The sequence below is a fragment of the Mesorhizobium sp. M0938 genome (assembly GCF_040319125.1).
GTDB classification, from domain to species: Bacteria; Pseudomonadota; Alphaproteobacteria; order Rhizobiales; family Rhizobiaceae; genus Mesorhizobium; species Mesorhizobium robiniae.
Window position 1 is genome coordinate 1 of record NZ_JAMYNS010000011.1, and the last position, 14,756, is coordinate 14,756.

At 63.8% G+C, this 14,756-nt stretch carries 13 protein-coding genes; 6 read left to right on the forward strand and 7 right to left on the reverse strand.

The genetic code is table 11. From position 1 onward, the window contains the following. Positions 1-877 precede the first annotated feature (877 nt). The 4 genes from NKH73_RS19840 (at position 878) to NKH73_RS19855 (ending at position 6,723) form a co-directional block, all read left to right on the forward strand. A complete protein-coding gene (locus tag NKH73_RS19840) occupies positions 878-2,032 on the forward strand; it encodes an efflux RND transporter periplasmic adaptor subunit (RefSeq protein WP_352935142.1) in 1,155 nt (384 codons plus the stop codon). After that, positions 2,032-5,163 (forward strand): efflux RND transporter permease subunit, encoded by a 3,132-nt coding sequence (locus NKH73_RS19845; RefSeq protein ID WP_352935145.1) that lies wholly within the window; start codon positions 2,032-2,034, stop codon positions 5,161-5,163. The genes NKH73_RS19840 and NKH73_RS19845 overlap by 1 nt, the downstream gene beginning before the upstream one ends. A 223-nt stretch (positions 5,164-5,386) precedes the next feature. Then, positions 5,387-6,202 (forward strand): SDR family oxidoreductase, encoded by an 816-nt coding sequence (locus NKH73_RS19850; protein WP_352935147.1) that lies wholly within the window; start codon positions 5,387-5,389, stop codon positions 6,200-6,202. 26 nt (positions 6,203-6,228) lie between these two features. After that, positions 6,229-6,723, forward strand: coding sequence for a MaoC family dehydratase (locus tag NKH73_RS19855; protein ID WP_280954153.1), 495 nt, complete (start codon positions 6,229-6,231; stop codon positions 6,721-6,723). 5 nt (positions 6,724-6,728) lie between these two features. Here the strand turns inward: NKH73_RS19855 and NKH73_RS19860 are convergent, their stop codons facing one another. Then, on the reverse strand, positions 6,729-7,346 hold the full coding sequence (locus tag NKH73_RS19860; RefSeq protein ID WP_352935152.1) for a hypothetical protein: 618 nt from the start codon (positions 7,344-7,346) through the stop codon (positions 6,729-6,731). 295 nt (positions 7,347-7,641) lie between these two features. Here NKH73_RS19860 and NKH73_RS19865 point away from each other — a divergent pair, with 295 nt between their 5' ends. Both NKH73_RS19865 and NKH73_RS19870 read left to right on the forward strand, forming a co-directional pair. Further along, positions 7,642-8,286, forward strand: coding sequence for a TetR/AcrR family transcriptional regulator (locus tag NKH73_RS19865; protein ID WP_352935154.1), 645 nt, complete (start codon positions 7,642-7,644; stop codon positions 8,284-8,286). A 234-nt stretch (positions 8,287-8,520) separates the two neighbouring features. After that, positions 8,521-8,766 carry a DUF680 domain-containing protein gene (locus tag NKH73_RS19870; protein WP_352935156.1) on the forward strand — a complete coding sequence of 82 codons (246 nt, stop codon included), beginning with the start codon at positions 8,521-8,523 and terminating at the stop codon, positions 8,764-8,766. Between the two features lie 47 nt (positions 8,767-8,813). Here NKH73_RS19870 and NKH73_RS19875 read toward each other — a convergent pair whose 3' ends face one another. Genes NKH73_RS19875 through NKH73_RS19900 form a run of 6 tightly spaced genes read right to left on the reverse strand, consistent with a single transcriptional unit; the run spans position 8,814 to position 14,656 of the window. Continuing rightward, positions 8,814-9,044 (reverse strand): hypothetical protein, encoded by a 231-nt coding sequence (locus NKH73_RS19875; protein WP_352935158.1) that lies wholly within the window; start codon positions 9,042-9,044, stop codon positions 8,814-8,816. A gap of 52 nt (positions 9,045-9,096) precedes the next feature. Then, positions 9,097-9,678 (reverse strand): sarcosine oxidase subunit gamma, encoded by a 582-nt coding sequence (locus tag NKH73_RS19880; RefSeq protein ID WP_352935161.1) that lies wholly within the window; start codon positions 9,676-9,678, stop codon positions 9,097-9,099. Next, on the reverse strand, positions 9,671-12,679 hold the full coding sequence (locus NKH73_RS19885; RefSeq protein WP_352935163.1) for a sarcosine oxidase subunit alpha: 3,009 nt from the start codon (positions 12,677-12,679) through the stop codon (positions 9,671-9,673). The genes NKH73_RS19880 and NKH73_RS19885 overlap by 8 nt, the downstream gene beginning before the upstream one ends. Next, positions 12,676-12,972 carry a sarcosine oxidase subunit delta gene (locus tag NKH73_RS19890; RefSeq protein WP_292403913.1) on the reverse strand — a complete coding sequence of 99 codons (297 nt, stop codon included), beginning with the start codon at positions 12,970-12,972 and terminating at the stop codon, positions 12,676-12,678. Before NKH73_RS19890 ends, NKH73_RS19885 begins: the two co-directional genes overlap by 4 nt. An 8-nt stretch (positions 12,973-12,980) precedes the next feature. Continuing rightward, complete coding sequence (locus tag NKH73_RS19895; RefSeq protein ID WP_352935166.1) at positions 12,981-13,403, reverse strand: hypothetical protein; 423 nt, start codon at positions 13,401-13,403, stop codon at positions 12,981-12,983. After that, on the reverse strand, positions 13,403-14,656 hold the full coding sequence (locus tag NKH73_RS19900) for a sarcosine oxidase subunit beta (RefSeq protein WP_352935168.1): 1,254 nt from the start codon (positions 14,654-14,656) through the stop codon (positions 13,403-13,405). The genes NKH73_RS19895 and NKH73_RS19900 overlap by 1 nt, the downstream gene beginning before the upstream one ends. Positions 14,657-14,756: the final 100 nt, after the last annotated feature.

A 14,756-nucleotide genomic window follows, 5' to 3' on the forward strand; every position in this document is an offset into this window, starting at 1 on the left:
TCGCCAGCGGCGCGCCGCCCTCGTTGGTGAGGCGTATATAGTCGGCACCCCTCCAAACTGTCAACAACCATTTCAATCTTTTTTGCGAAGAACTGTTAGCCGCGCACGGCCAAGAACTGGCCTGTCCCATGCGGCGGAACCGTCTCCAGTCCTGTCAGCTTATATGGGAACAAAGCGGGAAACTTCAAGGATCAAGCGCCCTGTGTCCGGTTTGCAAGGGGTATTCACGGCAAACGGGGACTGGAGCCCGACGGTTCCGGCGGATCTGCATGGCGGCGCGACCGAACGGCTGGAACCATTCGTCCCGGCTGTTAGTTCCATCAGCGAAGAACGGGACCGCCGAGCGGGCGTCGCAGCGCAACAGACTTGAGGCCCTCAACAAGTCCTCCAGACATCTCGCTCGATGACCGCAGCGTGGGTGCCGTTCCGGGCACGAACAGGGAGATTCACGCTGGAAGACTGGTTCGTGCCCAGGCCGAGTAGGCAGGGCCCGAACCGACCCTCTATGCGATCCAGCCAGGAGGAGGCGTTCAGCCCCCAAAGGTTAAAGCATTCTTGGACTTTCTCATTCCGCGGCTCGACTTGAAGAGGATTGATCGCCAAGGGAGCCACATCTGAAGCCGACCCTGCACACCAAGCGCTTTTTCCGCTGCATCGCCGGGCGTTAAACTGACCCACTACCCCATTGGCGGCAGCCGGCTGATCCAGTTTGACCCAAGCGTCGCCCTTCCAACGTTACAGCGATTTAATGTGCAAGCGAGTGGGAGAATTGCCATAAAGCTTTGATATCGACGAGTCATCCTGCGTGTCGGAGTGTGCCGTCGCGTCTACTTCACCTTGGGAGCCGTAGACGGTATATTTGCCAACCGGAGCGCCGATGGCCACCTGGAAACAGATCGTTTTTGCACTTGTAATCCTGGTCGCGGCCGCGGCCGCCTGGGTTCGCTTTTTTCCAGGCGCGCCGGATGTGCTGGCGCGCTGGGGCATCGACTGGGCTTATGCCGCGACGCCACCAACGGGCGCCGTCGATAACGGCGGGCAAACAGGCAGCAGCAACGCCGCCGGCCAGCGGGTGACTATCGTCGCATTGCCGGCGGCTGCAGCCATCATCAATGATCGCCTGCAGGCGATCGGCACCGGCCGCGCCAATGCGTCGGTGACGGTCAATCCTTACAGTTCCGGCCGTCTCGTTGAATTCCTGGTCGAAGCCGGCGCCCATGTCGAAAAGGGGCAGGTGATCGCAACCCTTGATTCCGACACCGAGGTGATCGCGCAGGATCGTGCCAAGGTTGCTTTGCAGGACGCGCAGGCCAGGCTCGTCCGGGTCAAATCGCTGCGGGCTTCCAACGCCGCGACGGCGGTCGCCGTTGCCGATGCCGAAGTGGTACTGGCCAATGCCAAGCTGGCGCTTCGCGATGCGGAACTGGCCCTGCAGCGCCGCTCGATCGTCGCGCCGATATCAGGCGTCGTCGGCATCCTGCCGATAGCAGCCGGCAACTATGTGACCAGCCAGTCGGCGGTCGCCACCCTCGACGACCGCTCCAGCATACTGGTCGAATTCTGGGTGCCGGAGCGCTTCGCCGCCGCCGTCAAGGTCGGCGCGGACTTATCGGCGACACCGATCGCCAACCCCAACAAAGCCTACACCGGCACGGTTGCTGCCATCGACAACCACATCGACGAAGCCAGCCGTACCCTTCTGGTCAAGGCAAAGATCGCCAATCCCGCCGATTCGCTGCGTGCCGGCATGTCCTTCCGGATCACCATGAAATTCCCCGGCGACAGTTATCCGGCCGTCAGCCCGCTGGCGATCCAGTGGGGTTCTGATGGTGCCTATGTCTGGGCAATCGCGGACGGCAAGGCCAAGCGGGTGCCTGTGCGCATCATCCAGCGCAACACCGAGACCGTGCTGATCGACGCCCCGATCGTCAGCGGCGATATGGTGGTGACCGAAGGCACCCAGAGCATCAGCGAAGGCGGCGAGGTCCGCATCGCCGGCGAAGAACAGCGCGCCGCGGACGCCGGCAGCTAATGACCGCTTCCAACAACGCCGCCAGCGATACAGGCTTTACCGCGCTATTCATCCGCAGGCCGGTGATGGCCTTCGTCTTGAACACGCTGATCGCGGTCGCCGGCCTCGCCGCCTTCTACGGCGTCGAAATCCGCGAACTGCCGGATGTCGACCGCCCCGTCATCACCGTCAACACAGTCTTTGAAGGCGCCGCGTCCGAAACCGTCGACCGCGAATTGACCGACGTGATCGAGGGCGCGGTCGCCCGCGTCTCCGGTGTGAAGTCGATCTCGTCCACCTCGTCCTTCGGTACGAGCCGCGTCACCATCGAATTCAACGACGGCGTCGACCTCGACGTCGCCGCCTCCGATGTGCGCGATGGCGTCGGCCGCGTCGCCGACCAGATGCCGGACACGGCGGATGCGCCGCGCATCGTCAAGGCCGATGCCAATTCCGAGCCGGTGATGCGGCTGGCCGTCACCTCCGACACTATGTCGGTGCAGGACATGACGGTGCTGGTCCAGGACCAGATCGAGGACGAACTAGCCGCCGTGCCCGGCGTTGCCGACGTGCAGGTCTATGGCGACCGCGACAAGATCTTCCGCATCGACGTCGACCAGACCAAGCTGGCGAGCCTTGGCTTCACGGTCGCGGATCTGAGAACCGCCCTTGCTTCGGTTGCCTTCGATTCGCCGGCCGGTTCGATCACCACGACCAACCAGGATCTCATCGTGCGCACGACGGCGGACGTGACCACGCCGGAGGAGTTCGAGAACATCATCATCGGCGGCACGACCCGCATCCGCGACGTCGCCACCGTCACGCTCGGCCCCGACATCGGCCAGACCACATTGCGTTCGAACGGCAAGACCGGCATCGGTCTCGGCATCATCCGCCAGGCGGAATCGAACACGCTGGATATTTCGACCGGCGTCAGGGCCGCCGTCGACAAACTGCAGGCGGATCTGCCTCAGGGCATGTCGATCAAGGTCACTAGCGACGATGCGGTCTTCGTCAACGGCGCTGTGCATGAGGTGGAGATCGCACTCGGCCTGTCCGTCTCCATCGTGCTGATCGTCATCTACGTGTTTCTCCTCGACTGGCGCGCGACACTCATTCCGGGCCTCGCAATGCCGGTCGCCATGATCGGGACGATCGCCGCAATCTATCTCGCCGGCTTCTCGGTCAACATATTGACGCTGCTCGCTCTGGTGCTGGCGACGGGCCTGGTCGTCGACGACGCCATCGTCGTTTTGGAAAACATCGTGCGACGACGCAACCAAGGCATGGGGCCACGCGCCGCAGCCGTGCTTGGCGCCCAGGAAGTGTTCTTCGCCGTCATCGCTACCACGCTGACGCTGGTCGCCGTCTTCGTGCCGATCTCCTTCCTGCCCGGCCAGACCGGCGGCCTGTTCCGCGAATTCGGGTTCGTGCTCGCCATATCGGTGCTTCTGTCCGCCGTCGTGGCGCTGACGCTTTGTCCGATGCTTGCCTCACGCATGCTGTCAGTCGCGCCACTTCACCACGAAGGCGGCAGCGGCATCGGCGCCCGCATCGGCGGCGCGCTGAACACTCTCTACCGGCGCTGCCTGCGCATCTGCCTCGACGCGCCGTGGATCGTGCTTCTTGTCGCGCTGCTGTTTGCAGCCACCGCCTTCACGCTGTTTGGCACGATCCGCCAGGAACTGACGCCGACCGAGGACCGTGCCGTCGTGCTCATGCGCGTCGATGCACCGCAAGGGGTCAGCCTCGACTACACGACGCAGCAGATGCAGAAGATCGAAAAACTGATCCAGCCGCTGCGCGATTCCGGCGAAATCCGCAACACGTTCGAGAGCGCTGGCCGGAACGGCGCCTACAATGCCGGCTTTATGGTGATGACGCTGGCGCCATGGGACGAGCGCACGCGCAGCCAGCAAGAGATCATGGCCGAGATCAGCCGGCTCACCAAACAGGTGCCGAGCGTGCGCGTCTTTCCGATGCAGCCCAACAGCCTCGGCATTCGCGGCGCAGGCAACGGCCTGCAGTTCGCGCTGGTTGGCAACAATCGCGCGGCGCTCGGCGACGCTGCGGTGAAGATCATCGCCGAGATGCAGAAGGATCCCCGCTTCCAGTCGCCCCGGCTCTCCGTCGACCCGACGCAACCCCAGCTTGCCGTGGCCATCGACCGCGAGCGCGCTTCCGACCTCGGCATCGACATATCAGGGCTTGCCGACACCATGCAGGCCATGCTCGACGGCAACGATGTCGTCGACGTTTATATCGCCGACCGCAGTTACGGCGTGAAGCTGGTCTCGACGACCAACCCGATCAACGATCCGACCGACCTGGAGAACGTCTTCCTGAGGACGGGCGATGGCCGCTTCGTGCCGATGTCGACCATTGCCACGCTGACCGAGCGCGCCGTGCCGCCCTCGCTGACCCGTGAGCAGCAACAGCCGTCGGTAGCGATCACCTCAAATCTCAGCGGCGATTTCGCGCTCGGTCAGGCGCTCACCCGCGCCGAGGCAATCGCCACGCCGCTGCTGCCGTCGGGCAGCCGCATCGTCCCGTTGGCCGAGGCGGCGACGCTGGGCGAGACCAACAGCGCCATGATCACCATCTTCGGTTTCTCGCTGGTCATCATCCTTCTGGTGCTCGCCGCCCAGTTCGAAAGCTTCGTTAGCGCGATCATCATCATGGCTACCGTGCCGCTCGGCCTTGCCTGCGCGATCTTTGCGCTTTTGCTCAGCGGCACCAGCCTCAACGCCTACAGCCAGATCGGCCTGGTGCTGCTGGTCGGCGTCATGGCCAAGAACGGCATCCTGATCGTCGAGTTCGCCAACCAGTTGCGCGATCGCGGGCTTGGCGTGCGCGAGGCAATCGAGCAGGCCTCCACCATCCGGCTGCGGCCGGTGATGATGACGATGATCTGCACCGTGCTCGGCGGCGTGCCGCTGGTGCTGGCGAGCGGCGCCGGCGCCGAGGCGCGTATCGCGCTCGGCTGGGTGATCGTCGGCGGTCTGGGTCTGGCCACCGTCTCGACGCTATTCCTGACCCCGGTCGCCTATCTCCTGCTCGGTCGCTTCGTCACACCCAAGGTGGAAGAGGCATCACGGCTGAAGCGCGAGCTCGAGGAAGCCGCCTACACCAATGTCGAGCCGGCGGAGTAGCGCCTTACCTCCCCCTTGAGGGGAGGGTCGGACCGCAGGTCCGGGTGGGGGCACGTCACGGCCGAAGGGTAGCGCCGACGCCCAAACCTCGCCATCATCTCTACCTTCCAAGCAGGCTCTTTACCCATGGCAAGGATGCCCGTACTTCGGGTAGCCTTGTCAACGCGAGCCCGTTCGCCCAGGCAGCAAGGTAGAGCGCTAAGGAAATGCCGAGAGGAATACAATGAGCTATCTGGACGAGCTGTTTTCCGTTGCCGGCAAGACGGCGCTGGTGACCGGGGCTGCGACCGGCATCGGCCGGATGGCGGCGACCGCTTTGGTCAGGGCTGGCGCTACAGTGATGATCGCCTCGCGTAAGGGCGAGGATTGCATCAAGGTTGCCGCCGAATTGAACGGCCTCGGCGGCTCCGGCCGGGCCGATGGCTTTGCCGGCGATGTCTCTAGCGAGGCCGGCATCGCCGCGCTGGTCGCCGAGGTCAAGGCTCGGACCGAGCGGCTGCACATCCTGGTCAACAATGCCGGCGTCTCCTGGGGCGCGCCGCTGGAAACCTTCCCCTACCATGCCTGGGCCAAGGTGTTCGGCGTCAACGTCACCGCCGTCTTCCATCTGACGCGCGAGCTCTTGCCGCTGCTCGACGCCGCCGCTAGCGACGTCGATCCGGCCCGGGTGATCAATCTGGGTTCGGTGATGGGCACGCAGCCGCTGGCCGACGACGCTTATTCCTACTCTGCTTCCAAGGCAGCGGTTCACCATCTGACGCGCACCTTGGCGATCGAGTTCGCTGCCCGCCGCATCACCGTCAACGCCTTTGCCCCTGGCCCCTTCCAGAGCCGGATGACCGCCTTCGCCACCGCGACCGAGGAACAGGCCAACCATGTCGGCAATCATGTTCCGCTTCGTCGCATCGGTGCGCCGGATGACATTGCCGGCGCAACGCTCTATTTGTGCAGCCGTGCCGGCAGCTATGTCACCGGCGCCATCCTGCCGATCGATGGCGGGCAGTCGGTGCAGCATGGGCTGACACTGTTCAAGGAATGAAGCCGCTCGCGAGCCGGACGGTTGAAATGGAGGACATCAGCGTGGAACCGATCAGTCTCGATGTGCTTCTGGCCAGCGTCGGCAAGGAAGTCGGCGTGTCGCCTTGGCGGGTGGTCTCGCAGCGCATGATCGACCAGTTCGCCGATGCCACCGACGACCACCAGTTCATTCATTGCGATCCGGAGCGCGCCAAGCGAGAGACACCGTTCGGCGGCACCATCGCGCACGGCTTCCTGTCGCTTTCGTTGTTGTCGGCGATGACCTTCGAAACCATGCCGCCGCTCGAAAACAGCAAGATGGGCGTCAACCATGGCTTCGATTCGCTGCGCTTCCTGGCGCCGGTAAAGACCGGCTCGCGCATCCGCACCCGTTTCGTGCTGGCCGACGTCAAGGTAAGGCCGTCGGGCTGGGTGCAGACCGCACATGACGTGACGATCGAGATCGAGGGCTCGAAAAAGCCGGCGCTGACCGCCCGCTGGCTGACGCTGACACTTATAGAGCGCCAGCCAGAGGCGGCATGAACAGCTCAACGAGCCTCGGTAGAGATGAACTTCATGTGCCGGCCGATCTGCAGCGCGATATAGACGACCAGTGAGCAACCGATCGGGAACACGATCTCGTTGAGGCCGGTTGTGACAGCCTGCGGCAGTGCGAGCGCAACGTCCCTCGCCGCGGCCGTCTCGATCGTCAGCACCGTGATTCCGCCGCCGAACACCGCGCCTATCAAGGCGCCTGCCAGCGCGAAATGGAGCGGACGAGGTTCTTCCTTCGACGCCAGAGAGGCCAGTATCCAGCCGAGCAGGCCGTATTCGATCGCCCGCAACACACCCAGCGTCGTGAGCGAGAGGATGGCCGGCTTTGCAGCCGCATCAAGCGCACTTACCATGACCTTTTGCGTCCCCTTGGCGATGCCCATCGCCAGCGGCGCCGAGATTGCGCTGATCAGGCCGCCCAGCGAGGCTCGTACCTTGGCGATCGCCGTGCCGAGGCTGACGCCGGCGCAGACGAAGAACGCCCATGTCACGCCTTGCGCCAATTCGATCAGGACCTGGGCGGTAGCGGGATAGGAACCTGCTGCAAATCTGCCAGCCAGAATGAGGGCTTCCATGGCGAAGCCGAGTGCGATCGCCAACCATGCGATCATGACGACTCGCCTGAGTGCCTGCCTGGCAGCGTGAGAAAGTGGATCCACGTCCGGCACGCCGGACAAAAGCTCAGTCGGAGCCATATCGGCCTCCCCAAAACGGAAATTTCTTGCAGAGCCGCGAACTATCGGTCGTTTGTAACAGCCCGATGTTGCCCGTTTGGGTCAGGGTAACACCTCACGTGTGAAGAAACGGACGTGTCGGAACGCTTCAGCCGATTCTGACGGCGCCTTGTCCGATCCCGTACAGCGTATATAATTTAGCCAGCCACCAACAGATGAAGGCAGACGAAAATTGCCGCTCAGCGTCCAGACACGCCGCGAGAAACAAAAAGCCGAACTGCGCTCCGAACTTGTCGATGCGGCGCACAAGCTCGTGCAGGAGGAGGGCTATGAGGGGCTCACAATCCGCAAGCTGGCCAAACGCGTTGGGTATGCGCCGATGTCGGTCTACTCTTATTTCGCCGACAAGCAGGACATATTGTTCGCGCTGGCCGAGGATGCGTTCCAGATCCTGGCCAAGCGTATCGAGGATCACCCGGCCGACGATCCGATCGAGGCGCTGCAGGTGGTTATGACCGAATACGCGGCCTTCGGCCTTGGCAATCCCAACGAATATCGCACAGTGTTCATGACCGAAAAGGTCAAGCCGCCGGAAGGCAGGACCTTCGCCGAGATGCAAGAGGGCAACCCGCTGATGAAGGTGCTGATCAAAAGGGTCGAGGCTTGCGTTGCCGCCGGCAAGCTCAAGGGCGATCCGCGCGCCATCGCCACCATGCTGTGGGCGGTCGGCCACGGCACGATCTCGCTGCTGATCACTTTTCCTTTCTACCCGTTCGGCGACCAGCAGGCTTTCGTCAAGCGGATGTGCGACTTCACGCTCGCCGGTCTGATGACGCAAGATGTCTCGCCACTGACCGAAACGCCGCCCAACTGCTGACCGACCTGCGTTCCCGCGCAATTTGATCCGGCCGGCGCCTTGTGCGTGTCGCTCCAAAGCCTGACCTCAGCTGGAGCCTGGGTGTGCAGCGGTTTTTGGCGCGCCCTGCGACATCTTGGCTTTTACGAAAATTTTATCGTACGTGTACGATTTCTGACTTGAAGCTTCGATCTTCCGGGCGTATATGTACGTCGCATCGTACATGTACGGAAAAGATTTAACCGGAGACAGATGATGAAAAAGACCGTTCTCACCCTCGCGGCCGTGCTGGCGTTCTCGAGCGCGGCATTTGCCGGCCAGCACACCAAGCAGGCGCCTGCTGCGGCCTGCGCCGAGACCAGGACCGACGTCAAGCTCGATTGCGGCGCGACCGGTTCGGTCGAGAAGACAGGCGCGGCGACCAAGACCGGCTCGGCCGATAGCAAGGGCCCAAGACTCGGTATCGATATCAATCCGTGGATTGTGCCGAGCACGTTCTGAGGTTTAGTCCCTAAAGCGCGGCGCGTCCCCCTTGACGTGCAAGGATGTTACTTCCTGCGCTTCTTCATTCCGGCCACGGTCTTGGCCTTGCCGGGCCTCGCGGGAGCGCCGGAAATGGAAGTCCCGGTGATTGACACCGGATCGCTGGCCGGAAACGTATCCTCGAGCCCTTCCTCGAGTTCCTCTTCAACGTTCGATCCTTCGTGCTGCTCGTGTTCGAGAGAACGCACGGCAGGCGTCTTCTGAACCGGAGGATTCGGCGCGGATTTCGACGGCATCGACGTTCTCCCTCGACTTGCTCCGGCAAACGGCCGGGCGCAGCGAATGTTCCTAAGCCGCTGCGTCGCCTGCCGCCTCCGACAGGAAAGTAAAGACATAATCGGAGAAGGAACGCCAGCATTCGACCCGGAAAGCGTCGGCCGCTGTGCGCAACAGCACGATCTCGACCTTACCCAGAATGGTGCGTGACGTCGCGCCCACGGGAAATGCATCGAGCGACAGATCCTGCGGGCAGCCTGAATTGATTGTTGCCGCAGCCGCCGGGCCGGTGACTGATATGGCGACGTTGCGGTGCGAGACGCCAACCGCCGAATGCAGTGCTGTAACCTTGGCGCAGTCGGCGAGCGGGTCCTTTGCCGCCTCATCGATGACCAGCCATTCGTCCGGCCCAAGCCACAATGCCGTGCGCCCGGCCTTTGCCGCCGAGGTTTTCGGCTTTCGTGGCAAGGTCACGCCAAGCGCTTTCGAAAGCGCGGCCACAGAGGCGTCCGGCGCGCGCAGCGAAATGCGCTCCGCCGGCGGCATCACGGCGAGCTTGACGCCCGTGGCGGAAAGTTCCTGACCAGCGAGCGCGGCGCGGCGTTCGGCCGATGGGGCGGGAGCGGCAGTTTTCTTCGCGGCAGCCTTAGCCATTGAGGCGCTCCCCCTTCTCGTCGAAGAACACCATGCCGGTGACTTCCACCTCGATCGTCCCGTTCGGCATCGGCACGTAAAGCGTCTCGCCGATCCGGTCGCGGCCGCCGGCAACCAGAGCCAGCGCGATCGAGCGGCCGCAATTTTGCGACCAGTAGCTCGAGGTGACATGGCCAATCATTTTCATCGGGATCGCCTGCTTCGGATCCGCGACGAGCTGCGCGCCCTCTTCCAGCACCACTTTCGGATCCTTGGTTTTCAGGCCGACAAGCTGCTTGCGGCCCTTGGCGACAAGGTCCGGCCGCGCCATGCCCCTGATACCGACGAAATCGGTCTTCTTCTTGCCGACCGCCCAGTCGAGACCGGCGTCACCAGGCGTCACCGTGCCGTCGGTGTCCTGGCCGACGATGATGTAACCCTTTTCGGCGCGCAGCACGTGCATGGCCTCGGTGCCGTAGGCGGTGGCGCCATGCTTCTGGCCCTCGGCCCACAGCGCTTCCCAGACCGCTTGGCCGTAGTCGGCCGGCACGTTGACCTCGAAGCCGCGTTCGCCGGTGAACGACATGCGGAACAGCCTTGTCGGCACGCCGCAGATCTTGCCCTCGCGCACCGACATATGCGGCAGCGCCTCGTCCGACATGTCGATGCCTTCGATCAACGGCGCGATGATATCCCGAGACTTCGGCCCCTGCACGGCAATGACGGCCCACTGCTCGGTGATCGAGGTCAGCCAGACATTGAGATGCGGGAACTCGGTCTGGAGGTAATCCTCCATATGGTTCATGACGCGCGGCGCCCCGCCGGTCGTCGTCGTCACATGGAAACGGTCCGGCGCCAGTCTTCCCACGACACCGTCGTCATAGATGAAACCGTCCTCGCGCAGCATGATGCCATAGCGACAACGACCGGGTTCCAGCTTCTCCCAGGGATTGGTGTAGAGCAGCTCCATGAACTTGGCCGCATCCGGCCCGACCACCTCGATCTTGCCCAGCGTCGAGGCGTCGAACAGGCCGGCCGTCTTGCGCACCGTGACACACTCGCGATCGACGGCGGCGTGCATGTCCTCGCCCGCCCTGGGAAAATACCACGCGCGCTTCCACTGGCCGACATCCTCGAAGACGGCACCCTGAGCCTCGGCCCAGGGATGGATTGCCGTCTTGCGGGTCGGGTCGAACAATTTTCCCCGCGCATGGCCGACGATCGAGCCGAAGGTCACTGGAGTGTAGGGGGCCCGGAATGTCGTCAGCCCGACTTGCGGGATCGGCTTGCCCAGCGTTTCGGCGGCAATCGCCAGACCGTGCATGTTCGAAGTCTTGCCCTGGTCGGTCGCCATGCCGTTGGTGGTGAAGCGTTTGACATGCTCGATAGAGTGCATGCCCTCATGCACGGCCTGGCGGATGTCCTTGGCGGTGACGTCGTTCTGGAAATCGACGAAGGCCTTTACCGTCGTGTCCGCACCCGCGCCGGGCGCCGCACCCAGCATGCCGCGCGACCAGTTCTCGCTGGCATCGACCTTCGGCTTGGTTCCCTTGGCGGCGTTGGCGACGGCATTCTTGACGCCCGCATCCTTGGCCGCCTTGGCGCCCGCCGCATAGGCCTCGTCGATCGTCGCCGACAGCCCGTCCGTGCCGTTGCAGGCGCCGACGGAGACGCAATCCTGCGCATAGGTGCCGGGCACGAAGCGCTTGGTCTCGTCGTTGAAGGCGACCTTGCCGCGCGACTGCGAGAACAGATGCACCGACGGCGTCCAGCCGGCCGACATCAGGATCGCGTCGACGGGAATAGTGCGCTCGCCGCCGCCGTTCTTCGGCTGCACGGTCATCGACGATACCCGCAATTTGCCGCCGGCGCGGATCACCGCGCGGCCGAAATTGACCTCGATGCCGAGCCCCCTCGCCTCGTCGATCACCGGTCCGGTCGGGTTGTCGCGCAAATCGACGATAGCCGCCACGTTGACGCCAGCCTTCTTCAGGTCGATCGCCGCCGCGTAGGCGGAATCATTGGCCGTATAGACGCCGACATTCCTGCCGACCGCGACGCCGTAATGGTTGAGATAGGTACGCGCGGCCGAAGCCAGCATGATGCCGGGCCGGTCGTTGTCGGCAAACACCATGTGCCGCTCGATGGCGCCGGTCGCCAGCACGACGCGCTTGGCGCGGACCTGCCACAGCCGCTCGCGCGGCAAATCGCTGCCGGGGTTCTGCAGATGGTCGCTGACGCGCTCGACCAGCCCGACGAAATTCTGCGCGTAATAGCCGAAGGCCGTCGTGCGGGACAACACGCGGACATTGTCCATGGCCTTGAGCTTGGCGACTGCACCTTGCGCCCAGGCAAAACCGTCCTGGCCGTCAATCTTGGCGCCGCTCTCGAAGCGCAGGCTGCCGCCGAAATCCGCCTGCTCATCGGCAAGGATGACGCGCACGCCGGTCTCGGCCGCGGCAAGTGCTGCGGCGATGCCTGCGGCACCTCCGCCCAGCACCAGCACGTCGCAATGGGCATAGCGCGCCGAATAATGGTCGGGATCCGGCTGGTCGGGGGCGACGCCAAGGCCGGCCGCGGCCCTGATCTTCGGCTCGTAGAGGTTTTTCCAGGCGGACTTTGGCCACATGAAGGTCTTATAGTAGAAGCCGGCCGAAAGCAGCGGCGAGGCGACGTCGCCGAGCGCGCTGACGTCGAAGGAAAGCGACGGCCAGCGGTTCTGCGACTGCGCCGCCAGCCCGTCATAGAGCTCCTGCACGGTGGCGCGGACATTCGGCGTCTTGCGCGCTGCGTCGCGCTTGATCTCAACCAGCGCATTGGGCTCTTCCGCCCCGGCGGACAGAAATCCGCGAGGCCGGTGATATTTGAACGAGCGGCCGACCAGATGGACGCCGTTGGCGAGCAGCGCCGAGGCCAGCGTATCGCCCTCGACACCGGCATAGGACTGGCCGTCGAAGCTGAAGCGGGCCGTCTCTGCCTGCTTGAGGCGCCCGGCGCCGGGAATGCGGAACGCTGCTATCATTTGGAGGCTCCCGGCAGCTTCGCAGGCTTCGGCTCGCCGGCCTTGTAGGTCATCAGAAACCTGTCGCTGACGGTGTCGCGCACGGCATTGAAGAACCGCGCGCAGCCATGCATGTGCCGCCAGCGCTCATAGATGATGCCTTTGGGATTCGAGCGGATGAAGAAGAACTTTTCGAAGTCGTCATCGCTTGTCGCGGCCATATCTGCCGAACGCGCAATATGCGCCTCGCCGGCGTTGCGGAATTCGAGTTCCGGACGCTCTTCTTCGCAATAGGGGCAGCGGATGAGAAGCATGTTTGTTCCTACAATTCGCCGTGGCCGACATGGGCGCCGGCTGGTTGGTCGCAAAGCTTCTGGCCCAGCGTCGCGAACGGCGCGACCAGCCGGATGCGTTCCTCGACACTTGCCGCCGGGCGGAAAAGGTCGCGATCAGCCATGTTGCCGATCGTGAGTTGAAACGGGTCGGTGGTCACGATGACGTGGCGCGGCTGGAACATCTGGTCGTCCTCAAGATCGGTCGGCCTGTTTTCCAGGAAGGTGACCACCTTTTGGCCGCCGCTCCAGACACAGGCGAGCACGCCCGCGTCGACGGAAAACGGCCATCCGGTCTCGTTTTCGGCGCGGCTGATCGGCTGCAAGCGCACCTCTTCGACCGAGGGAAAATGAAACAGGCCCTGCTCTCCCGCGAGCATCAACGGCATCGCAACAGCCATCTCGGCCATCATCAGTGCGCCACCGCTGCCGCCGCTGCTTCGTCGATCAGGCGACCGGTGCGGAAGCGCTCGATGGTGAAGGGTGCGTTGATCGTGTGCGGATCGTCCCTGGCGATGGTGTGCGCAAAGACATGGCCGGAGCCCGGCGTTGCCTTGAAGCCGCCCGTGCCCCAGCCGCAATTGACATAGAGGCCGGGCACCGGCGTCTTGGCCAGGATCGGCGAGCGGTCTGGCGTCACGTCGACGATGCCGCCCCACGAGCGCAACATCTTCATGCGCGTGAACATCGGGAACATCTCGCAGATGGCGTCGAGCGTGTGCTGGAGAATGTGCAGGCCGCCGGTCTGCGAATAGGAAACATACTGGTCGGTGCCGGCGCCGATGACCAGCTCGCCCTTGTCGGACTGCGAGATATAGGCGTGCACCGTGTTCGACATCACCACACAAGGGAATACCGGCTTGACCGGCTCCGACACCAGCGCCTGCAGCGGATAGCTTTCCAGTGGCATGCGCACGCCGGCCATGTTCATGATGACGGACGAATGCCCGGCGGCAACGACGCCCACTTTCTTGGCGCCGATGAAGCCACGCGTCGTCTCGACGCCGGTGACCGCACCGTTCGGCGCTCGCTTGACGCCGGTGACCTCGCAATTCTGGATGATGTGGACGCCCCGCGCCGAAGCGCCGCGCGCATAGCCCCAGGCGACGGCATCGTGGCGGGCGGTGCCGCCGCGACGCTGCAGGGTCGCGCCCATCACCGGATAGCGGGCATCGCGCGAAATGTTGAGCGGCGGGCAGAATTCCTTCGCCGCTTCCGGCGTCAGCCACTCATTGTCGATGCCGTTCAGGCGGTTGGCATGGACGTGGCGTTTCAAGACCTGGATGTCGTGGACATTGTGGGCCAGCATCATGACGCCGCGCGGCGAATACATGACATTGTAGTTGAGCTCCTGGCTGAGCCCGTCCCACAGTTTCAGCGCATGGTCGTAGATGCCGGCGCTCTCGTCATAGAGATAGTTGGAGCGGATGATGGTGGTGTTGCGGCCGGTATTGCCGCCGCCGAGCCAGCCCTTTTCCAGCACCGCGACATTGGTGATGCCGTGCACCGTGGCGAGATAATAGGCGGTGGCCAGGCCATGGCCGCCGGCGCCGACGATGATGACGTCGTACTCCTTCTTCGGCTCTGGCGAGGACCACTGTTCCTCCCAGCCCTTATGGCCGCGCATGGCCTCACGGGCGATGGCGAATACCGAGTATTTCTTCAACGTTCCAGCCTCGCGCCAAAGGTCTCGCGGATTGCGGCCGAGCGGTCAGTCAGCCTCGGCGCGCGAGGTGTATCACTAGCGAAACGGCGCTGCCAGCCTT